At 63.1% G+C, this 22,318-nt stretch carries 16 protein-coding genes and 1 pseudogene; 5 read left to right on the top strand and 12 right to left on the bottom strand.

Annotated elements, in window-relative coordinates; translation table 11 throughout:
* Positions 1-60: 60 nt before the first annotated feature.
* From ACSFC5_RS20315 to ACSFC5_RS20300, 4 genes and pseudogenes are all read left to right on the top strand, one after another.
* Positions 61-1,227 carry an ABC transporter ATP-binding protein gene (locus ACSFC5_RS20315; protein ID WP_440767044.1) on the top strand — a complete coding sequence of 389 codons (1,167 nt, stop codon included), beginning with the start codon at positions 61-63 and terminating at the stop codon, positions 1,225-1,227.
* A gap of 58 nt (positions 1,228-1,285) precedes the next feature.
* The gene (locus ACSFC5_RS20310; RefSeq protein WP_440767043.1) at positions 1,286-4,021 is read left to right on the top strand and encodes a glycoside hydrolase family 2 protein; all 2,736 of its coding nucleotides are present in this window, start codon (positions 1,286-1,288) and stop codon (positions 4,019-4,021) included.
* Between the two features lie 134 nt (positions 4,022-4,155).
* Positions 4,156-4,674 (top strand): annotated as a pseudogene (locus tag ACSFC5_RS20305) (beta-L-arabinofuranosidase domain-containing protein); the annotation flags it as partial.
* A gap of 747 nt (positions 4,675-5,421) precedes the next feature.
* Positions 5,422-6,684 carry an AGE family epimerase/isomerase gene (locus ACSFC5_RS20300; RefSeq protein ID WP_440767042.1) on the top strand — a complete coding sequence of 421 codons (1,263 nt, stop codon included), beginning with the start codon at positions 5,422-5,424 and terminating at the stop codon, positions 6,682-6,684.
* A 36-nt stretch (positions 6,685-6,720) separates the two neighbouring features.
* Here the strand turns inward: ACSFC5_RS20300 and ACSFC5_RS20295 are convergent, their stop codons facing one another.
* The 8 genes from ACSFC5_RS20295 to ACSFC5_RS20260 form a co-directional block, all read right to left on the bottom strand.
* Positions 6,721-8,922, bottom strand: a complete 2,202-nt coding sequence (locus ACSFC5_RS20295) for a glycoside hydrolase family 3 N-terminal domain-containing protein (protein ID WP_440767041.1) — start codon at positions 8,920-8,922, stop codon at positions 6,721-6,723.
* Positions 8,923-9,028: 106 nt separating this feature from the next.
* On the bottom strand, positions 9,029-10,135 hold the full coding sequence (locus tag ACSFC5_RS20290) for an ABC transporter ATP-binding protein (RefSeq protein ID WP_440767040.1): 1,107 nt from the start codon (positions 10,133-10,135) through the stop codon (positions 9,029-9,031).
* The gene (locus ACSFC5_RS20285) at positions 10,132-11,268 is read right to left on the bottom strand and encodes an ABC transporter ATP-binding protein (RefSeq protein WP_440767039.1); all 1,137 of its coding nucleotides are present in this window, start codon (positions 11,266-11,268) and stop codon (positions 10,132-10,134) included. The genes ACSFC5_RS20290 and ACSFC5_RS20285 overlap by 4 nt, the downstream gene beginning before the upstream one ends.
* Positions 11,265-12,341, bottom strand: coding sequence for an ABC transporter permease (locus ACSFC5_RS20280; RefSeq protein WP_440767038.1), 1,077 nt, complete (start codon positions 12,339-12,341; stop codon positions 11,265-11,267). The genes ACSFC5_RS20285 and ACSFC5_RS20280 overlap by 4 nt, the downstream gene beginning before the upstream one ends.
* Positions 12,322-13,338 carry an ABC transporter permease gene (locus ACSFC5_RS20275; protein ID WP_440767037.1) on the bottom strand — a complete coding sequence of 339 codons (1,017 nt, stop codon included), beginning with the start codon at positions 13,336-13,338 and terminating at the stop codon, positions 12,322-12,324. Before ACSFC5_RS20275 ends, ACSFC5_RS20280 begins: the two co-directional genes overlap by 20 nt.
* 48 nt (positions 13,339-13,386) lie before the next feature.
* Positions 13,387-15,117 (bottom strand): ABC transporter substrate-binding protein, encoded by a 1,731-nt coding sequence (locus ACSFC5_RS20270; RefSeq protein WP_440767036.1) that lies wholly within the window; start codon positions 15,115-15,117, stop codon positions 13,387-13,389.
* Positions 15,118-15,254: 137 nt separating this feature from the next.
* Entirely contained in the window at positions 15,255-16,205 is a 951-nt protein-coding gene (locus ACSFC5_RS20265) for a HEAT repeat domain-containing protein (protein ID WP_440767035.1), read from the bottom strand.
* A 112-nt stretch (positions 16,206-16,317) separates the two neighbouring features.
* Positions 16,318-16,566: a hypothetical protein gene (locus tag ACSFC5_RS20260; protein ID WP_440767034.1), complete on the bottom strand. Its 249-nt coding sequence runs from the start codon at positions 16,564-16,566 to the stop codon at positions 16,318-16,320.
* Between the two features lie 166 nt (positions 16,567-16,732).
* On the opposite strand from ACSFC5_RS20260, the gene ACSFC5_RS20255 reads away from it, so the two are divergent.
* Positions 16,733-17,839 carry a Gfo/Idh/MocA family protein gene (locus ACSFC5_RS20255; protein ID WP_440767033.1) on the top strand — a complete coding sequence of 369 codons (1,107 nt, stop codon included), beginning with the start codon at positions 16,733-16,735 and terminating at the stop codon, positions 17,837-17,839.
* Here the strand turns inward: ACSFC5_RS20255 and ACSFC5_RS20250 are convergent, their stop codons facing one another.
* The 4 genes from ACSFC5_RS20250 to ACSFC5_RS20235 all read right to left on the bottom strand — a co-directional run bounded on the left by ACSFC5_RS20250 (position 17,840) and on the right by ACSFC5_RS20235 (position 22,090).
* Positions 17,840-18,580 carry a sugar phosphate isomerase/epimerase family protein gene (locus ACSFC5_RS20250; RefSeq protein WP_440767032.1) on the bottom strand — a complete coding sequence of 247 codons (741 nt, stop codon included), beginning with the start codon at positions 18,578-18,580 and terminating at the stop codon, positions 17,840-17,842.
* Positions 18,581-18,631: 51 nt separating this feature from the next.
* A complete protein-coding gene (locus tag ACSFC5_RS20245; protein WP_440767031.1) occupies positions 18,632-19,099 on the bottom strand; it encodes a universal stress protein in 468 nt (155 codons plus the stop codon).
* Positions 19,100-19,248: 149 nt separating this feature from the next.
* Positions 19,249-19,446 carry a DUF8074 family membrane protein gene (locus tag ACSFC5_RS20240; protein ID WP_440767030.1) on the bottom strand — a complete coding sequence of 66 codons (198 nt, stop codon included), beginning with the start codon at positions 19,444-19,446 and terminating at the stop codon, positions 19,249-19,251.
* A 118-nt stretch (positions 19,447-19,564) separates the two neighbouring features.
* Positions 19,565-22,090, bottom strand: coding sequence for a beta-mannosidase (locus ACSFC5_RS20235; RefSeq protein WP_440767029.1), 2,526 nt, complete (start codon positions 22,088-22,090; stop codon positions 19,565-19,567).
* Positions 22,091-22,318: the final 228 nt, after the last annotated feature.

Raw genomic sequence — 22,318 nt, 5'->3', positions numbered from 1 at the left:
AATCGATCGTAGCAGATACGACCGACAGCGGTACTCACGACATCAAACGGAGCTTCAACAATGAGTAAAACGAATAACGACGCAGCATCGGTAACGTTCGACAATGTGCGGAAAGTGTACCTCGACGACTTCGTCGCAGTCAACGGGTTCGACGCCGAAATCGAAGACGGCGAGTTCATCACCGTCGTCGGGCCGTCGGGCTCCGGCAAATCGACGCTGCTGCGGATGATCGCCGGCCTCGAGGACATCTCCAGCGGCGATATCCGGATCGGCGACGACAGCATCAGGGGCGTCGAGCCGCAGGATCGCGGGATCGCAATGGTGTTCCAGAACTACGCGTTATACCCACACATGACCGTTCGGAAGAACATGTCCTACGGGCTCAAACTGACCACGGATCTCCCCGACGACGAGATCAAACGGCGAGTCAGCGAGACGGCGGAGATGATGGGTATCGAAGACCAACTGGACGACAAGCCGGCGAACCTCTCGGGCGGCCAGCAACAGCGCGTGGCGACCGGCCGAGCGATCGTCCGCGACCCGAAAATCTTCCTGATGGACGAGCCGTTGTCGAACTTAGACGCCAAACTCAAGGTTCACATGCGAACCGAACTCCAGCGGCTCCAGGAGGAGTTCGGGACGACGACGATCTACGTCACCCACGACCAGCACGAGGCGCTGACGATGAGCGACCGAATCATCGTGCTCGACGGCGGCGAACTCCAGCAGTTCGCCCCGCCAGATACGGTCTACAACGAACCAGCAAACCGGTTCGTCGCCGACTTCATCGGTAGTCCGGCGATGAATTTCTTCGACGTCGAGTTGAGCGGCGCGACGCTCGTCGGTGACGGAATCGAGTACGCCGTCCCACCATCGATCGTCGACACGGTCCTCGGAAACGAAGCCAAATCCGGGCTCGAACTGGGGATCCGCCCCGAGGACATCACGTACGACGCGACCGGTGACAACACGATCTCCGCCGTCGTCGACGTCCTCGAGGTCGCGGGCAGCGACAACTTCGTCTACCTGGATATCGATGGCTCCGAGTGTCGCGTTCGGGTGCCCGGAGACGTGAAACCGACCGTCGGCGATCAGACCGAGATCGGGTTCGATCCCGACGACATTCACCTCTTCGACGTCCGGACCGGCGAGAATCTGCTCGCGGGGACGGGCGACAGACTGTCGGCCCCAGAGTCCAAAACTGAAGAAGCCGAAGAAGCCACCTGAGCCACGAGTAGCGAGTTACGCGTTCCGAATCGACGGCAAACGAGGAGACAAACACGACATGGATACGGATGGACGAGCGGACGACGGTCGACAGGAAACGTCGCTAAACGGCACGTGGCAGTTCGCCACCGATCCCGACGAGATCGGGCGGAACGAAGGCTGGTACGAGTCCGACAGCGTCTGGCCGGACCGAACGCGATCCCTCGCGGTCCCCCACGCCTGGCAGGAGCTCGAGGAGTTCCGAGAGTACACTGGCATCGCGTGGTACCGGCGGACGGTCACGCTGGACTCACCGGACACCGGTCGCTTCCGGAGTCGGCTCCGCTTCGGCGCAGTCGACTACGGGGCCACCGTCTGGGTCAACGGCGAGCGCGTCGGCTCGAACCGCGGCGGCTACCTGCCGTTCGAGTTCGACGTCACCGACGCGCTCGTCGACGGCGAGAACGAGATCGTCATCGAGGTGATCGATCCGGAAGACGGACGCGAGATTCCCCACGGAAAACAGGGCGAACCGTGGTATCAGCGAGTCAGCGGCGTCTGGCAGGACGTAATCCTCGAGACCGTACCGCCGGTACACGTCGAGGCGATTCGCGTCACCCCCGACCTCGAGACGGACACGGCGCACGTCGAAATCGACCTGAACGGGCTGGACGAGCCACGGGGTGGAGACCCGTCCGTCGCTGCTCGCGTCGTCGTCGAGCGAGACGGCGATCCGGTCGCGATCGAGCCCGCGACGATCGACGCCGACGGAACGGGGAGAGTCGCGGTTTCGATTCCCGACGCCGACTACTGGACACCCGAGCGGCCCGCCCTCTACGACGTTCGCGTCGACCTCGAGCGCGACGGGAGTGTCGTCGATCGGTACGAGGACTACTTCGGGATGCGACGCGTCGAGGCCCGAAACGGGCGGGTGTACCTGAACGGTGAGCCGTACGTCGTCCGGGGCGCCCTCGAGCAGGGCTACTACCCGGAGACGCTGTACCGGCCGTGCGGCGACGACTGCTTCGAGGCGGAGGTCCGGACCGCCAAAGAACTCGGCTTCAACCTCCTGCGCAAACACATCAAGCCGGCCCATCCCGACTTCCTCGAGTGGGCCGACCGACTCGGACTCCTCGTCTGGGAGGAGCCCGCGAATCCGACGGTACACACGGATCGCTCGAGACGCGCGGTGTTCGAGCAACTCGAGGCGATGATCGAGCGCGATTACAACCGGCCGAGCGTCGTGATCTGGAGCATCTACAACGAGGAGTGGGGGATCGGCAACCCGCAGGGACTGGACGAGGAAACGTCACTGTGGGAAGACGAGGAAAAACAGCGGTACCTCGCCGACTGCTACGAAACGGTCCGAAAACGAGATCCGACGCGACTCGTCTGTGACAACTCCGGCTGGGCGCACGTGGCGACCGACGTCAACGACTATCACCGGTACTTCGTCAGTCCCGACCGCGCCGACGCGTGGGTGGCAGACCTCGACCGAATGACCGATCGGCCGGAAGACAACTACGCGGCGACCGAGACGGATCCCAACGACGCACCGATCATCGTCTCCGAGTTCGGCACGTGGGGGCTGTGCGACGCGCCGGCCATCGAGGACTACTACGGCGAGCGACCGCCCTGGTTCGACTACGAGTTCCTGGAGGACGGATTGAAACGCCCCGACGGCTACCGCGAGCGGTTCGAGGAAACGGCACTCTCGGAGGCGTTCAACGAGTTCGAGGCGCTCGTCGAGGCCTGGCAGTGGCGCGAGTTCCGCTCGAACAAGGACGTCATCGAGCGCATGCGAGCCCGGGAAAACGTCGCCGGCTACGTCATTACGGAGTTCTCCGACATCGAGTGGGAGTTCAACGGGATCCTCGACTACCGCCGCGAGGAGAAGGCGTTCCACGACGAGTTTGCCCGTGTCAACGGGCCAGTCGCCGTGCAACTCGACCTCGAGTCGCGGACCGTCTGGGACGACGAGACCGTCGCGGCCGACGCAGTCGTCGTCAACGACACGGACGACCGACTCAAGGCGGAGCTGTCGTGGACCGCCGCCGGCGAATCGGGCCAGCAGACGGTCGTGGTCGATCCCGTCTCGACGGTTCGCGTCAAGGATCTCATCGCCGTCGATGTGCCGACGGTAGACACCATGACGACCGAAACGATAAGCCTCGAGTTCGGCGACGCAACGACCGAGGAACCCGTCTCAATCGGTCCGCGAACCGACTCCGTCAGCCCGGTTCCCGGTCGCGAATCCGGGGCCGACGAGCCGATCTACGTCGAGGACGAGGCGCTTCGAGACGCACTCGAAGAGCGCGGGGCGTCCGTCGTCGCCCAACTCGACGACACCGTCGCCGCCGCCGTCGTTACGGAGACGACGGACGCGGTACTCGAGTACGTTCGCGGCGGCGGCGACGTGCTGTTGCTGGCGGACCGGGACGGCTCAGTCGCCGACGCAGACGTCTTCGACTACCGCTACCTGCCCGAAGACGAGAGCTGGAACCTCGTCGCGTCGCTGTTTTTCACCATCGGCGAGCGCCTCGAGTCACTCCTCGGAACGGTTCCGGGCTGGGAACTCGACGGACGGTACCCGTACGCGGTTGCCTCCGTCAGCGAAGACGACGACGTGTCGGTCGGATACGTCGAAGGGTGGCTCGCGAACCCGTCTGCAGCGATCGCCACCCGCCAGTACGGCGACGGCACCGTTCGCGTCTGTACGTTTCGGGTGATCGACGGTTACGGCTCCTGTCCCGTGGCGAGGGCGCTCGTCGACGAGTTGCTACCGAAGTCGCTAGGGAAAGCGGAGGACCGGTAGGGTGCTATCGCTCGAGCCCGCTGGAAGTCGTCCGCGTTCGACTCGGGTGAGGTGATCTGCACGAGGACTCGAGCCCCTGTCTCGTCGAGCAACGCTCCGAGGAATTACAGTACTATCCCTGTAACTACCATACAATGCAGACGCTTCGTCACGCCGAGTCGGTCGACCTGACCGACGTCACGATCGACGACGAGTTCTGGAACTCGCGGCTCGAACGGAACCGCGAGGTCACCCTCGAGTACCAGTACGACCACCTCAAGACGAGCGACTGCCTCGAGAACTTCCGGCGGGCCGCCGCCGCGCCGGACGGACGGGCGGACGACCGCGGCGGATTCCAGGGCATCTGGTTCGCCGACTCGGACGCCTACAAGTGGCTCGAGGCGGCGAGTTACGTTCTCGCGACGCACGACGATTCCGGCCTCCGCGAGCGGGTCGACGAAGTGATCGACCTCGTCGCCGCGGCACAGGACGATACCGGCTATCTGAACACCTACTTCGTGCTCGAGGAGCCCGAGAAACGGTGGACGAACCTCAACATGATGCACGAGTTGTACTGTGCGGGCCACCTCGTCGAGGCCGCCGTCGCCCACCACCGTGCGACCGGCGAGCGCGACTTACTCGAGGCGAACACCGAGTATCTGCCCGAACTGGACTGATCGCGCCAACTCGCGCCGACGAACCGAGCACCGAACGTCTCTCGCAGATCGTGCTGAGAGGGTGGCCGGTACTATGTCTCGACGCTCGAATGCGGATGCCGAACGTCGCTGTCGCTGTGAGTACTGATTGTATGTGGATCGTCTTTCTGTCCGTCTGGCGTGTGATGATCTCCGGCTGTACTGATACTATCCTTTCCTGTTTTCCATCACCAAACAGTACAGCAGTATCCCTATACATCGATAGATACCCGTATGTTTTGGTAATTAGATATTACGATCGCGATATCGCATCTTACCGACGAAATGGTTCGCGTATCTTCCATAGATTCCAGCATAAGACGTATATCAATGAATGTACTATATTCTGTCATAGTAAATTAGATTTAGTATGTCAGAACGCGTCTCTCCGACGGGAGGACGCTCGAGTACCGGCCCCGATTCGGATACCGGTAGCGCGGATTGATGGAGGCGCATTACGGGGCAACGATCGGCCACGGCGGGCTATGGTGCCCGCTACGATCTGTCATACTAATAGGGGATTACCAACCAGTAATAGGTGATGTCTACACTCTCCGATGACTGTACGTGTCGACGGAACACGAGTTCGTCAACTGTGAACCTACCGAAAGACGAAGACATCCAGACGGCGTCGTGGGAGCGCAGCCTCGGACGCGTACGGCCGCCGCCGAGGAACCGCCGATATCGGTATTATTATCTCCCGATTCGTCCTATCGACGACGCGTCATGGCCGATTTAGCCACGCGAACGGACGAGTATCGCTCGTCGCTCGAGCAGACGCTGACCGACAACGTCCTCGGGTTCTGGTTCCCGCGGAGCGTCGACGACGAGCACGGCGGCTTCCTCACGAGTTACGACGAACGCGGCGCGTTCGCCGGCAACGGGAACAAGCAGGTCGTCACGCAGGCGCGCATGGTCTGGTTGACGGCACGCCTCGCCCGCGAGGGGTACGGCGACGAGTACCGCGAGATCGCCGACCACGGACTCGCGTTTCTGCTCGGCGAGATGTGGGACGAGGCCAACGGCGGCTTCGTGTGGGAAGTCGAACGCGACGGGACAACGAGCAAACCGAACAAACACCTGTACGGACAGTCGTTCGGTCTCTACGCGCTCTCGGAGTACGTCCGCGCCACCGGGGACGACGAGGCGGCCGACTACGCCCACGAACTCGTCGATCTGCTGGACGAACACGCAAAAGACGACGAGCACGGCGGCTACGTCGAGTACTTCACGCCCGAGTGGGAGCCGATCACCGAGGGCCAGACCTACCTCGAGAACATCGAGCCCGACTGGTCCCCCAAGGAGTCGGGCGACAGCGTCCTCGATCCGACGCTGAAGCTGATGAACACCCACCTCCACCTCATGGAGGCGTTTACGACCTACTACGAGGCGTTCGGCACCGACCGCGGACGCGACCGCTTGCACGAACTGCTCGCCATCCTCACCAACACGGTCTACCGGAAAAAACGCGGCTTCTGTACGGACAAGTACAATCCCGACTGGTCGCCCAAGATCGACGACGAGGCGTTTCAGGTCGTCTCGTACGGACACGACCTCGAGAACGTCTGGCTCGTCATGGAGGCCGCCGACGCGCTCGGCGTTTCGACGGCTCTCTACCGCGAGTTCTTCGAGACGCTCTGGGACTACTCCCTCGAGTACGGCTACGACGACGAAGACGGCGGCTTCTACTTCTACGGCGGCTTCGACGAACCCGCGAGTTTCCGGATCAAAGCCTGGTGGGTCCAAGCCGAGTGTATGACCAGCGCCCTGCGCACCTACGAACGCACCGGCGACGAGCGCTACTTCGAGGTCTTCGCCGAAACGTGGGCGTTCCTCGATCAGTACCAGATCGACCGCGAACACGGCGAGTGGCACTCCGGCATCGACGAGAACGGAGACCCCGTCGGCCATAAGGGCGCCGTCTACAAGGCGGCGTACCACAACGGCCGAGCGCTGCTGGAGTGTATCGCCGCGCTCGAGCGGCTGTAAGCGGCCTCGAGCGAGTAGCTTCCAGTATCGAAGCGGTTATCGAACGGTGAACGACGTCGACTGCTCTTCGCAGACGAGTTCGAACGACCCCGATTCGACGGTCTTGCGACCGCGCGAGTCGGTGACAGCGAGGGCGTCGTTCGGAATCGGTACGTCGGCCGTCGTCGACTCGCCGGGTTCCAGGTCGACGGTCGCGAAGCCGACGTGCTCCCTGACCGGGCGGACGCGGGAGCTGACCTCGTCTCGCAGGAAGAAATCGAGCGTCCGCCTCCCGGAGCGGTCGCCGACGTTTTCGACCGTAATCCGTGCCGTCACCGACTCCGCGGGCCCGATTTCGGTCGAGGAAACCGCGAAGTCGGAGTGCTCGAACTCGGTGTAGCTCAGCCCGTGTCCGAACTCGTACAACGGGTCGTAGGTGTCGGGATGCTCGTTGCGTCCGATCGGCCGCGGATGTGCGTAGTGGTTGAACCGAACGGGCAGTTGGCTCCCGGACCGAGGGGTCGTGATCGGGAGCCGACCGGCGGGGTTGTGGTCGCCGAAGAGGACGTCGGCGACGGCGCGTCCGCCCTCGCTCCCGGGGTAGTACGACTGAAGAATCGCCGGGACGTGTTCGTCGGCCCAGGAGAGCGCCAGCGGTCGGCCCGTAATCGTCACCAGGACGGTCGGCGTGTCGACCCGCTCGAGCGTCTCGAGGAGCGCCCGCTGTGCCGGGGGCAGCCCCAGTTGCGTTCGCGTCGGGAAGGTGCCGGTGTCGCCCGCGACCTCCCGCGGCCCGAACTCGTGGAAGTACCAGTTTTCGCCGCAGACGGCGACGGCGACGTCGGACTCGGCCGCCGCGCTCTCGACCGACTCGAGATCGAGCGATTCGGTCGTCGTCGCACCGGGTTCGTAGCTGACGGTCGTCGCCGCATCGGCGCGGCTCTCGATCCCGTCGAGGACGGTCGTCCCGGAGTCGGGTTTGGGATCCTGGACGCTCCAGCCGCCGTACTGGTGTTTCAGGGAGTCCGCGTTCGGCCCCGTCACGAGAACGGAGTCGAGCGAGTTCGAAAGCGGCAACAGGCCGCCCTCGTTCTTCAGGAGCGTCTGTGCGTCCCGCGCTGCGCTATAGGCCGCCTCCCTGTGCTCGTCCGTTCCGATGTGGGTCGTCGTCCGCTCGACCTCGACGAACGGATCCTCGAACAGCCCGAGTTCGGCTTTGAGCGAGAGGATGCGCGCTACCCCCTCATCGATGCGGCTCTCGGACAGCTCCCCGTCCTCGACGAGCGAGCACAGATGCGAGGCGAACTCGCCGTGGCCGATCGAGATGTGGTCCAGCCCGGCCTCGAGCGTCCGTTTCGCGGAATCGCGCTGTGAGGCCGTCACTCGGTGGTCCTCGTGGAGCATGTCGATGCCGCCCCAGTCCGAAACCACGACGCCGTCGAATCCGAGCCGCTCGCGAAGCAGGTCGGTGAGATACCGACGCGAGCCGTGTGCGGGTTCGCCGTCGATCGAGTTGTAACACGGCATGACGACGGCGGGTTCGGGCTCGAGCGACGCCTCGAACGACGGGAGAAACTGCCCGTACAGCGTGCTCGCCGATCGATCGACGACGGCGGCGTCCTCGCCGGCCTCCGGGTCGCCGTAGGCCGGGAAGTGTTTGACCGTCGCCGCGACCGACGGGCCGCGCGTGTTCGATTGGAGCCCCTCGATCGCCGCGGCGCTGAACGAGCCACACAGCAGCGGGCTCTCGCCGTAGGTCTCGAACGTGCGCCCCCAGCGCTGATCGCGCGCGAGGTCGGCGGTCGGCCCGTAGTTGAGATTCGCGCCGGTCGCTCGCATCTCGGTTGCGGTGATCTCGCCGGCGGTACGGGCGTGTTCGGGACAACGGCTAGCGGCGACGCCGAGGCCGTGCGGGAAAACCGTCGCGTCGTGGACGTACGCGTGACCGTGGACCGCATCGACCGGCAACAGGAGCGGGATCCCGTGACTGGTCTCCTCGAGCGCGGTGCGCTGGAGTTCGTTCGCGATTTCGGCGACCCGCTCGGGCTCGTGATACCGAGAGACGCCGATCCCGAAGGCGGCGACGCTACCGACGTTCTCGTCGACGATCTCCCGTTTCGCGTCCTCGACGGTTACGTCACGATCCATCGATCCGATGTAGGTTCCGACGAGCTGTCCCACCTTCTCCTCAAGGGAAAGCTCCGAGAGGAGTTGTGAGAGCGTGTCAGCTCTCGGACCGGAGGTTGTCTGTCTGGACATATATGAGTTATTCCCCGTATGTACTTAAAACAATTTATTTATAATTGGAATGAATCGGATTATACCGAACGAACACCGTCCGAACTGGTTGAGACGCAGCGAACGATCAGTCCTGTGTCGAAGGCGCGGTGGAAGACCGGTCGTCCGCGTCTGGTTCGGTGTCCGGAAGCGGATCGCTCGACCAGTACTCGTGGTCTTGCTCCAGACGGAAGCAGGCGGCCTCGTGGTCCTCGTCGAGTCGATAGCTCCGTGGCTGTTGGCTGCGACACGCCTCGCGGGCTTTCGGACACCGCGTGTGGAACCGACAGCCCGAGGGCGGGTTCTTCGGATCGGGGATGTCGATCTTGCGAACGGGCGGTCCCTCGGAGCTGGAGCCGGCCCGCAGATCGGGCGTCGCCCACCGGAGGACCTTCGTGTAGGGGTGTTGGGGATCGTTGATAATCTGTTCGGGCGTCCCGATCTCGACGAGTCGCCCCAGATACATCACGCCGATCCGACCGCCGCCGTGCGAGGCGAAGTACCGCGCGTTCGAGAGGTCGTGTGAGACGGCGACGAAGGAGGTGTCGAACTGCTCTTGGAGTTCGAGCATCAGATCCATCATCTCGACGCGCAGGGAGACGTCCAGCGCGCTGATCGCCTCGTCCGCGAGGATGAGATCGGGATCCATTAACAGCGCCCGAATCAGCGCGACGCGTTGCTTTTCGCCGCCGGAAAGCTGGTGTGGGTACCGACCCGCGTAGTCTTCCGGGGGCGTCATGCCGACGCGCTCGAGCATCGTGAGCACTTCTCGACGTCGGTCCCCCGCGCTCATGTCTCGTTGCCACCGCTTCAGCGGGGCCTCGAGGATTTTCATTACGCGACGGTTCGGATTGAGCGAACTCCCGGGATCCTGATGGATGATCTGGAGCGACCGACGAATTTCCTCGAACGGAATGTCGACGTCTCCGCGGTTGTCCTTCGCGTCCCAGATATCCTGTCCACGGTAGCGAACGCTGCCGCCGGTCGGCCGCTGGAGGCCGATCGAGGTCTTCCCGAGCGTGGTCTTGCCGCAGCCTGATTCCCCGACGAGGGCGACGACGTCGTTCTCCTCGATGTCGAGCGAGACGCCGTCGACCGCACGAACGACGTCCGGGTCACCGAAGTCGAACAGTCCTTTCTCCTCCTCGAAGTGGACCTCGACATCCTCGAGCGAAACGAGGGGGTCGCGGCTCATCGGCACTCACCCCCGTGGCCCGCGCCGTCGGTAGGATCGCCTTCGCCGTCCGTCGCGAACTCCACCTCGGCTCTGGTCTCCGTCGCCGAATCGACGGTGAGCGGTATCTCCGCGGCCGCCTCGGTCCAGTGATGGCAGGTTACGTTGTGTGCTCCTGATACCTGAGAGTAGTCGGGATCGGATTCGACGCACTCCTCCGTTGCAAGCGGACAGCGCGGATGGTACGAACAGCCGGCCGGAACGTTGACCGGGTCCGGTGCCGATCCCTCGATCGCCTGCATCTCATCCAGCGGTGCATCGAGATTCGGCGTCGAGTTCAACAGCGCCCGCGTGTAGGGGTGGGCTGCGTGTTCGAGAATCTCGTCGGTCGGGCCGATCTCGACCATCTCGAACGCGTACATCACGGCCATCCGGTCGGCCAACTCGGCGACCAGCGGCAGGTCGTGCGTGATGAACACGAGCGTCAGATCGTACTTTTCCTTGAGTCCCTCGAGCAACGAGAGGATCGACCGCTGCATCAACAGATCCAGCGCCGCCGTCGGCTCGTCCATGACGAGCACGTCCGGCTCGAGGATCACCGACAGCGCGATGAGCGCGCGTTGTTTCATCCCGCCGCTTAGCTCGTGTGGGTACGCGCCGAGGACGCGCTCGGGCTCGAGATAGAGATCCGCGAGCAACTCCTTTGCGCGTTCCATCCCTTCGGAGACGTCGTAGTTGTGCGCGCTAAGCGTCTCCTCGAAGTGGACGCCGACCCGCATCGTCGGGTTGAACGAGCTCATCGCGCCCTGGAACACCATCGAGATGCGTTCCCAGCGGAGCCGTTTCAGCTCGCGGGTGTCGAGATCCAGTACGTCGACCGGCTCCTCGCCCGCCGGGTAGTACGTAATCTGCCCGGAGAGCACGCCCGGATCGACGACGGCGTCGAGCATCGCGGAGGCGAGCATCGACTTCCCGCTCCCGCTCTCGCCGACGATACCGAGGATCTCGTTTCGCTGCACGTCGAGATTGACGTTGTCGAGGACTCGCGAGACGCCACGGTCCATCTCGAAGTAGACCTCGGCGTCTCGCAGTTCGACGATCGGGTCGGTCGTCTGGTACAGCTTCCGATCGGGGGTGAAGTCTGCGTCACTCATTGTGCCACCTGTGTCATGGGATCAGTGTCATCGTCCTCGGTCTTCGTTTCGCCTTCGTGTCGAGTCCGGACGCGCGGGTTGAACAGTCTGTCGGTCCCCTGTGCGAACAGCATGAGCCCGAACGAGAGGATCACGATCGGCATCATCGGAACCAACAGCATGTACGTCGCGTTGGGGTTCAACAGCGCGCTCGCATTCTCGTACGCGAGGTTCATCATGACACCCCAGTTCTCGACGCCTCGAAAAGAGAGGAAGCCGAGGAAGTACAGCGCGACGCTGTCGTAGATCACTCGTCGCGACGCGTAGACGAAGTTGACGAGTACGTACGGCATCAGGTTGGGAAGGATGTCCTTCTGAATGATCGAGCGCGTCCCGATCCCCATCGTCCGCGACGCTTCAACGTACGCGTTTTCGCGCAACGAAAGCACCTGCGAGTGGATCGTCCGGGCGATACCCGCCCAGACGTTGATCGTGATGATGATCCCGATCAACACCGGCGACTGGGGCTCGATGAGAACCACGAGGACGATTACGAGCGGTAGACCGGGGATCGTCATCGCCACGTCGCTCAGCGTCATCAATACGGTCTCGGTTCGACCACCCTTGTAGCCGGCGACGGTCCCGACGATCGTCGCGACGATGATCGTGAAGACTGCGCCCGCGAGGATCATCTGAATCATCGTCGGCGTGGCGTGAACGATTCCGGAGATCATGTCCCGACCGTTCATGTCGGTACCCAGCGGATGGCTCATGTCCTCGAGCGGCTGGAGCCGCGGGTGTCCCTGTCCCGAGATCGGCGGCTCAATCAGGACGAGCCGATCGAGCAGCCACCACGTCGAGGCGGAGACCCACGCGACCAGCCCCATCAGTAAGAACAGGAGGATGATCGAGAGCCCGATCTTCGTCCGCCAATCGGACCAGGCGATGCGGGCCGGTTCGGCGATGGACTCGCTGAACCACTCACCGAAGCGCTGTTTCCGGGTGACCTCGGTAATCTCAGATCGTGCGAACATGCCGCCGTCGGTGCGCGCGTCGCCGTCGGCGCGTGCGTCGTCAGTACGCTTCACCCTCATCACCCGATTTGATACGCGGATCTAGCTTTCCGTACGTTGCGTCACCGATCCAGATCGCGATAACAACGCCTAACGTAATCACGAGGAACGTCCCCATCATCAGCGGCATATCCCGGAAGATAATGCCTTCGTTCATCTCGAACCCGATGCCGCGGTACTGGAAGAGGATCTCGAGGATGATCGAGCCGCCGAACATGAACCCGATGGAGATCAACAGACTCGTGTACAGCGGCAGTACGGCGTTTCGTCCGACGTAGCGAAGCGCGATCCGTCGGTCCGGGAGGCCGCGAAGTTGGGCGACCCGGACGTAGTCTTCGCCGAGGACCTGAATGCTGTTCCCTCGCATCGTCAGCGCGAGCAGTCCGTATCCCGTGATAATGAACGAGAGTGCGGGCAACATCGCGTGGTGAAACGCGCCGAAGATGAACTCGAAACTCAGCCCCGGATCGACGCCCGACGGATACCGACCGCGAACCGGGAACAGCGGCGTCCGATGGCCGAGGATCGCGATGAAGACGACGGCCGCCACGTAGTACGGGATCGAACTGAGGAAGATCCCGACACCCGTGTTGGCCAGATCGAAGGTCGAACCCTCCCTGTACGCCATGATCGCGCCCAGCGAGAGCGCGATCGCGAACATGCCGAGCGTCGCGATCGACATGAGAAACAGCGTCCACGGAAGCGTATCCGCGATGATCGCGGAGACCTCTCGGCCGTTGTAACGGACGGAGGTGCCGAGATCACCCTGCACCAGGCTGGACATGTACTGGTAGTACGCCTCGTGTATCGGTGCATCGGGGTCGACGTTGAGTTGCGACGCGACCATCTCCCGAAGCTGTTCGCGGTTCAAATTGGACCCGCTCGACTGCTGTTGGAGCCTGGACGCCATCACGTCCGCCGCTCCACCGGGCATGAGTCGGATCAGCCCAAACGACAGCGTCGCGACTGCCCAGAGGGTGAAGATCGCTTGCCCGGTCCGTTTGATAACCCATCTCATAGAGAAGCACTCATCTTGGTATTACTAATATGTTTGTGGTCTCACGTGCTACTCCGCGGCTACGGTGGCCTTGAGTTCGTCCTGCTTCGGGAGCCAGTAGAGCGGCCAGAACGCCTGGAAGTGCTGTGAATCCTCCTCGCGGGGGAACTCCCACCCGTCCCGGTCGATGAACGACTGCTCGTACTTCTCCTGGGCGAGGAACATCGGGAGATCCTCGTTGAACAGCCGTGCGAGCCGTTCGACGCTCTCCTGAATCGTCGACTCGTCGTTGGTGTTTGCGATCGTGTTGAGCTCCTCGCGAGGGTTGACGCTGATCTCGCCGCCGTCCCCGTCGGGCACCGTGATCTCCTCGTCTTCCGGGTAGTTGAAGAAGCCGTCGCCGGTGTGATCGCGATTCTCGAACTTCCAGCTGAACGAGAAGAACGGATAGTTCATCGCAGCGTTGCCGCCCTCGGTGTGACCGTACGCGGCCACGTTGAAGTCACCGTTCGTGAGGTTCTCGGACCAGACGCCCTGATCGACCGAGTTGAGCGTGGCCTCGAAGCCGGCCTGGTTCAACTGATCGACGATCGTACTGAGCGGCGTGATCCAGTCACCCCACCCCTGTGGCCCCTGAAGTTCGGCCGCCAGCACGGAGCCGTCTCGCTCCCAGACGTCGTCGCCGTTGCGCTCGAAGCCGGCCTCCTGCAGCAACTCCTCGACCATGTCGAGGTCCTGATCGTAGCTTTCGTACTCGTCGACGTCGAGCCACTCCTCGGTCGCCGGCACGGTGAGCCCGCTCTGGACCGGGAACTCCAGTTTCGTGTCCGCACCGACCGTCAGAATGGACTCTTCCGTGTCGATGGCGTAGGCGACCGCCTGTCGCACCTCGCGGTCCCCGTAGTGTTCGTGATCGTGGTTGAACACGATCCCCATCCCGAACCCGCCCGGTATCTGGATCTGCTCGAGCGTGTTCGGGAACTGTCCCTGTGCGCCGGGGCCGGCGAACAGACTGTGAATGCCGTGAAGCTCCTGAGACGCGAACGACTGGTGGAAGGCCTCGTTGCCCGAACGGTACCCTATCTGGTAGCCGTTCCAGTTGTAGTTGTCCGAAAGCGGATGATCCTCACGAATATCGAACTGTGCCTCCTGTTCGCCGACGTCCCCGAGTTCGACGGGGCCCGACGGGGTTGGCTCGTCGATATCGACATCGAACATATTGACCTCACCCTCGTCCTGCAGTTCCTCGTACGCGTCACCCCAGTCCGCGGGCGGGTGATCCAGCGAGCGGTCCAGGACGATGTGCCGGAGTATGTCCCGATTCGTTCCCTCGTCGAACTCGATCTCGATCGTCGTCTCGTCGACGGCCTGAATGTCGTCGGGATCCGTGAACTCGAAGAGGTCGTCGTCCAACGCCTCGCCAAGGTGGAGTTGCATCACGAGGTCCTCGGCGGTGATGTCGTCGCCGTTCCCCCAGGTGTAATCATCTCGGAGGTGAAGCCGCGCGAGTCCGTCCTCGAACTCCCAGTCCTCGACGAAGTGCGGGTAGTACTCGTCCTGATCGATGAGGTACTGCGCCCACTCGTCGAACAGCGCGAACTGGATGTGCGAGAACCCGCCCCAGATGTGCGGGTTGTACTGGAAGTCGGTAATTTGGTGTTCACCGTCGGCGGTCCGGAAGTACGCGTCGGCGTGGTCCGGAACCTCCTGATCTGGGTTTACCGTTTCGCCGTCCGAATCGTCGTCACCACCAAAACAGCCGGCCAGCGCGGCTGCACCGGCAGCCCCTGTAATTGCCATTACATTTCTCCGTGACACTACCGCGTCATAGTCTGCCATACAGTATCCGATTTGTAGTTGATTCCTATAAATCATTGGGTTCGATATTGATCCCACAATATATCGAAGAAACGCAAATTCTTCCCGGAAAAATCGACTTAGACGGCGTTCTCGGCTTCGACAGAACCTAACCAGTCGGCGGTATCTGCTGCAAGCTCCGCGAGCTCCGCGTTCGATTCGTGCCGAGCCAGTTCGGAAAGGGGATCGATCGCGTCAGTCGCCTCGAGAAATCCGAGCGCGCGGACGGCTCGGGCTCGAGCGAACGCAGCCTCGTCCTCGAGTCGCGTGAGCAATGGGTCGACAGTCTGCTCGGCGAACGCCGGATCGGCGTCCGCGAGGTGGCGGACGATCTCGACCGCGCCGGCGCGGACGGCGGGATCGTCGTCCGAGAGCGCGGCGACGAGATCGGATCGGTGAGCCGTACACGCCTCGGGATCGACGCGGGTGACTTCGACGAGCGTGTTGACGATCACCTCGCGAGTCCCCGCCGATCGGATCTTCCCCCGTTCCAGTTCGTCGGTCCGGCTCTTGAGCACCGACAGTCGCTGGGTCTTCTGTTCGGCCGTGAGATCCGACGATTGGGCCACGCTCTGGAGGTCCGTCTCGAACCGCGGCCCGTGGCGGAGCGACCGAACGAGACTGTCGACGTGATCGGAAAACGTCTCGGGATGGGAGTCAGTGAGGGGCGCGAGCGCACCCGCAGCCCTGAACCGTAACAGCGGGGGGTCCTCGTCCAACAGTTCGACGAGGGAGGGGATCGCCTGGTGAATCGATTCCGGGCGATGCTCCGCGAGCGACATCGCCGCCAGCGCGGCCGCAGCCCTGACGGCGAGGACGTCGTCCTCGAGCAGTTCGGTAACCCGGTCGGCGAACGCTACCGCTTGATCGGGTGACTCCCTAACGAGTAGCGACACCGCCTGAAGCGCGATCCCCCGATCCGCCGCACCCGTCGCGGTGAGCTGTTTCTCCACGACCGACGGCTCGATCGCCGTCGACTTCGATTGCACCGCCGCTTTCAGTTGCGCCGATCGATCTTGCTGACTAGTCACGGGCGATATCTTCACAATAGATCCACATATATTTACGGGTTGGTTCGCGGACATGTCGTCGACGATGGGACGAGTCGACTGGGAACCGACGGCAGCTGAACCGAACGATCGATCACTCGCGGTCGGTTTCGAACTCGTTTTCGCTCGTGCCACACCGCCACACGCAGTAACTGACCGGAACGATGGTGGCGAGCAAGAGCGCGATCGTGACGAGCGAGATGACGTACGCATCGGTCCGCTGCTCGCCGAGCAGCATCGTCACCACCGTCAGGACGAGCAGCGTCGTCAGGAAGAACAACAGCAGCCGAAACTGTGCACGAAAATCACAGACGATGTCCCAGAACCGCTCGCGAGTGCTCATACTCATTGCAACGCCAGCCCCCGTCGTTCCTTGGTTTGGATCACACGTAGTCGGATGTGTGCGGTCGCGTATTAATTGTTGTGCTCAGCTACCGGTACCGAACGGTCCGCGATGCGATCGACGAAACCGAAACTCATAGGTGTCGGATCACGAAGTACGGACGAAGATGAGTCAGCATACAGTCGCGATTATCGGTACGGGTCCGGATCCGTCGGATCCGACCGTCGACGGGTTCGCAATGGGATATCGACACGCGGAGGGGTTTCGGAGCCACGACGACTGCGAGATCGTCGCGTGTGCGGATCTCGTGTCCGAGCACGGAACCGCGTTCGCCGAAGCGTTCGATCTTCCCGAGGGAAACGTCTACGAGGACTACGAGCGGCTTCTCGAGGAGGTACGACCGGACGTGGTGAGCATCGCCGTCGCGCCGGTGGCGCACGAACAGCTCGTCGTCGGCTGTGCGAAACACGACGCGGTCGCGGCGATCCACTGCGAGAAACCGATGGCGGACACGTGGGCGAGCGCCCAGCGGATGGTCCAGACCTGCTGGCGCTACGACACGCAGCTCACGTTCAACCGTCAACGACGGTTCGCAAAGCCGTTCACCGAGGCGAAACGGCTGCTCGAGGACGGCCGAATCGGGAGCCTCGAGCGCGTCGAAATCGGCTGGGGCGACTTCTACGATACCGGGGCCCACTCCGTCGATCTCGCCGGCATGTTCGCCGGTGACCGGCCCGCGGAGTGGGTCATCGGACAGCTCGATTATCGGACCGAGGACGTTCGGTTCGGGCTCCATCAGGAGAATCAGATGTGGGTCCAGTGGGCGTACGCAAACGGCGTCCGCGGCGTGCTGTCGACCGGTGCGGGAAGCGGACTGACCGATTCGGCGTTCCTCCTCCGCGGCACCGAAGGGACGATCCGAATCGACGTCGAAGACGGGCCGATGCTCGAACTCGAGCGCGAGGGAGAGCGGACGGCGATCGACGTCGACGGCGAAGATATCCACCGAACCAACGCCGAACCCGAGGCTCGATACGGCTCGTTGTTACACGACCGCGCCGTCGAACACGTTATCGAATCGCTCGAGTCGGGTGACCAGCCGGCACTCAGCGGTCGACTCGGACTGAACACCGCGGAGATCCTCTTCGGCGGCTACGAATCCGCCCGCAGGCGCGGACGAGTAGAATTCCCGCTCGAAATCGACGGCAATCCGTTCGAGGAGATGGTCGAATCCGGCGCGCTCGCCCCCGATTCACCGACGGATCGGTCGTAACTACCGAAACGACTCGAGCGTTTCTGCACCGTGAGCGAGCGATTCATGGGGATCGCTCGGCTCGTCGTGTTCGTAGATGTACCACTCGACGTCCGCACGCCCGACTGCATCCAGTGACGCCTCGACGTCGAGGTCGCCCGCGCCCAGTTCGGCGGCGCTCGCCGAGTCCACGTCGGCGTCGGCGAAGTGGACGTGAGAAATACGGTCGGCGTACCGATCGACGAACGCGACCGGATCTGCACCGCCGACCCCGACCCAGCCGAGATCGATCTCGAACCCCAGCTCGTCGATTCGGGCGAGCAGTTCGTCCATCCCCGTGTGGTCCCCGACGGGAGCGAACTCCTGGTCGTGATTGTGATAGTGGAGCGAGAACCCGTCGTCGTCGAGGTCGTCGGCGACGGTCCGGAGTCTGGTCGCGACGTCCGCGACCGTCTCTCGCGAGTCGAACTGTTCGGGCTCGAGCCACGGGATGACGAGCGTCTCGCAGTCGAGTCGCTCGTACAGTTCGACCGTCTCTTCGTACCGCTCCTCGAAGGCCTCGAGTCCCACGTGGGCTGCGGCCGGGGCGAGGTCGTTGCGCTCGAGCGCGTCGCGGACGGCCCCGATATCGGTATCGTCGCTGCCGACGCGATGGGCGAACTCGACGCCGTCGAACGAGGTTTCCCCGACAAGGTCGAGGACGTCGGGCAGCGGGGAATCGATATCACGCAGCGTGTACAGTTGGATCGCGGTCTGAACCATACCTCGACAACGACTCCCCCATCTGATAAAGCTGCTGACAGCGACAGCCGATCACTCGGTGTCGTCGGTCAGAATCGTCGTACAGCCGTCGAAGTTCAGGATGACTCCCTGGGCGAAGTCGCCGAAGATGGCCTTTCCCGTCGGCGACCGGCGAGCGCCGGTGACGAAGACGTGATCACAGCCGTTTCGTTCCGCCGTCTCGACGACGAGTTGGCCCTTCTCGTCGCCGTCGATCTCCCGTCCCTCGACCGCATAGTCGACGCCGAGTCCGTCGAGCGTTTCGCCCGCCAACTTCTTCCCCGTCTCCGTGGCGTAGGTCTCGGCCGATCTGTCACCGAACGACGTGCTCTCCTCGGCGGCGATCGTCTCGAGCACGCCGATATCGCTTTCGTACTCCTCGGGAGTGACGAGCGAGAGGACGTCGAGTCGTGCGTCGACACCGGCCGCCAGTTCGCCCGCTTCCTGAAGAAGTCGTCGACCCGTTTCCGTCGGTTCGAGGACGATAAGTGCGCGGTCCATCGGTTGTTGGTTCGCCGCCAGCGACATAAATCCACTCCCAGGGTAACGCGGAATGTGGACGGCCGATACTGCCCACACGCAGCGACGACGCTGGCCAAGAACGACGGTCGCGAACGAACCGTCTCGTCGCCGTCGTCTCAGCGGTCACGTTACTCACGTTGACGCTCCGGAAGTCGCTGGATCATCACGAACTTGAAGTATCCCGTCCAGAAGACCGCGACGAGTAAACCGATGACGAGCAGCCCGGTCCGGCTTTGAACGTCCAAAGAAAGCACGATCGCGCCGCCGGAGAGGATAACCGCGTAGTTGTACACTAACAGCGCGCCGTCGAACGTCGTCAGTTCCATACCGAACGTTTCTCGAAGCGGGTGGTAAAGCTATTGGCGGGAACGCGGACGGAGAACGACGGAGAACGGCCGGTACCGAGTCAGTTTCGCCGCTTTGCTCCGAGCAAACGGCCGACGGTCAGCTCGAGTCCCGAAGGTGCGTAACCGTCAGCGCCTCGCGAAGCGCCTGTTCGTCAACCCCTTCGGTCGAATCGAAGGCGACCGTCCGTCGCTCTCCGGGCACGAGGTGGAAGTAGTTGTCCGAGAACGTGCCGGACAGCGACGGTGTCTCGAGTGCGACGAACAGCGCCGTGGTGGTCGTCTTGAGGGCGATATCGGTTCCGTCGACATCGACCCGTAGCTCGGGGTCGGGAAGGTCGAGGTGTTTGTACGGTTCGAAGACGGTGACAGCCGGGTAGCTCTCGACTCGCTCGCCACCGCCCCCTCCCTCGCGCCCGTCGTAGGACGCACGAACGAGCAGCGACGACGACGGGACGTCGCCGAGCGGCCCGTCCGCGAGCGAGATCGTCGCCACCGATCGGCTCGCCTGTGCCTCGAGGGAGACGCTCGTCTCCTGAGACGATACGCGCTCGCCGTCGTGAGTGTAGGCGTCGATCGAAAGCGTCCCCGCAACGGGCTCCGGACGATCGCTCGTCAGCCACACCGTGAGCTCGTCGGACTCCTCGTCGACGACCGTCGAGACCAGCACCGGTGCGTAGAGCCGTCTCGCGACGTAGTGAAGCGCCTTCCACCGGTTGCCGTACTCGATCGAGGACCAGGAGGCACACGGCCAGAGATCGTTGAGCTGCCAGTACAGCGTTCCCATACAGTGCGGTTTGCATCGGCGCCAGTGCTCGATGGCGGTCTGCATCGCCAGCGCCTGCTGTATCTGGCTCAGAGACACCAGCTTCTCGAACGAGAAGGGGATACGGAACTGATCTGCCATCCGCTGGAGGATGCGTCGATTCCCGCCCTCGTTTCGCTGGTGGTGTTCCATGATCGGCGCGGTCGGGTTTAGCTGGTCCTCGGGGACGACCGACGACAACAGCTCGGTCGACGCGAACGACTGGTAGCCGAACTCGGAGACGAAGCGGGGCTCGACGGATTCGTACGCCTCGAAGGGCTCGCCGTCGTGCCAGACGTCCCAGTAGTGCAGATCGCCACGTCCCTCGTCGTAAGGGTCGAGCCCGCCGTCGTCGCCGACGAAGCCGCCGCTCGAGGGCGATCCGGGCCAGAACGTTCGCGACGGATCCTCCTCGGCGACGACCGGCGCGATCCTCTCCTGAAGGCGCTCGTAGTCCCCGTAGAGCTCGTCGATGTGGTCGTCCTCCGCGAACCAGCTGACGAGCGACATCTCGTTCTCGTTGTTTCCACACCAGAGCGCGATCGACGGATGGTTCGCGAGCCGACGCACCTGATCGCGAACCTCCGCTTCGACGGTCTCGAGGAACTCGTCGGTCGCCGGATACAGCGCACACGAGAACATGAAATCCTGCCAGACGAGCAGGCCGAGTTCGTCACACAGCTCGTAGAATCGATCCAACTCGTAGTAGCCGCCGCCCCAGACCCGGAGCATGTTCATGTTCGCCTCGGCGGCGCTCGAGAGCAGGGATTCGTAATCTCCCTCGTCGACCCGGCCGCGCATGTTCTCCGTCGGGATCCAGTTCGCCCCCTTGGCGTACACCGGGACGCCGTTGACTTCGAACTGGAACGTCTCGCCGCCGTCGTCGTCCTCCCGAACGAGAGAGAGCTCTCGAAACCCGATCCGTTCTTCGATCGAATGGGTCGTCGCGCCGTCCGTGACGGTTATCTCGAGGGTCGAAAGCGGCTGCTCCCCGTATCCGTTCGGCCACCACAGATCGGGATCGGGCACCGTCAGCTCCAGGTCAACCGTCTCGCTCCCGGAGTCGCACACGACCTCGCGACTGGTCGTCTCGCCGTCGATCGAGGCGACGAGATCGTACGCGCCCGAATTCGGGACGTCCAGACCGACGCGGGCCGAAACCGTAACGTCGCCGTCGTCGTGATGGTCCTGGTCCGTCGTCGTGTATTCGATTCGCGGGCTCGAGTAGCCGACGATCCGGATATCGCGCCAGATACCGACGCCCGGGAGACAGGGACCCCAGTCCCAGCCGAAATGACATTGCGCCTTACGGACGAAGTTTCTACCCGGCTGATCAACCGGATATCGGATCAAGGGCACCTCGTAGGGATGGGTCGCTTTCTTCGCCGCGGCGTATTCGACCGGGGAGCGAAACCGAACGGTGATTCGATTCGATCCCGGCTCGAGAACGTCGGCGAGATCGAATCGATACTGCCGGTGCATGTTGTCGGTGGTCCCGACGGTCGTCCCGTTGACCGAAATCTCCGCGACCGTGTCGATCCCGAGACACTCGAGGACGATCCGATCGTGATCGAGTACCGCGGCGTCCAGTTCGAACGTTCGCCGGTACGTCCAGTCGGTCTCGCCGACCCACTGAACGTCGAGTTCGGTGTCGCCGTCGTACGGATCCGCGATCGTCCCGGCGTCGACCAGATCGGAGTAGACATCGCCGGGAACCGTTCCGGTGGTCCAGCCGTCTTCGCCGTCGGCTCGAAACTGCCAGCGTCCGTTCAGCGAGTGATACTGCGGGTGTCGTCGCTGCGATGAATTCGGCCGTGTCATGTGTTGGGTCCGTTCCGACGCAGTGGGTGGGCCAGCCGAACCGTTTACCACGGCACACTGCTGTCGGACGCGTTTGATCTTCGTCCGTAGCTCTAATTTCGCGTATGAAAAATCTTTGCGTGCAGGGTCTCTCAGCGGAACGCGCCCGCGTAGTTGACAGTGTGAAACGGGTTGCGCGTCGGATAGCCACGGCCCTGGAAAACCAGTACACCACCGTACGGAACCGTG

It is taken from the genome of Natronorubrum marinum (genome assembly GCF_052040125.1).
Lineage (GTDB): Archaea > Halobacteriota > Halobacteria > Halobacteriales > Natrialbaceae > Natronorubrum.
The sequence above is the reverse complement of the archived record's forward strand: the minus strand, read 5'-3'. Positions and strand labels throughout refer to the sequence as shown.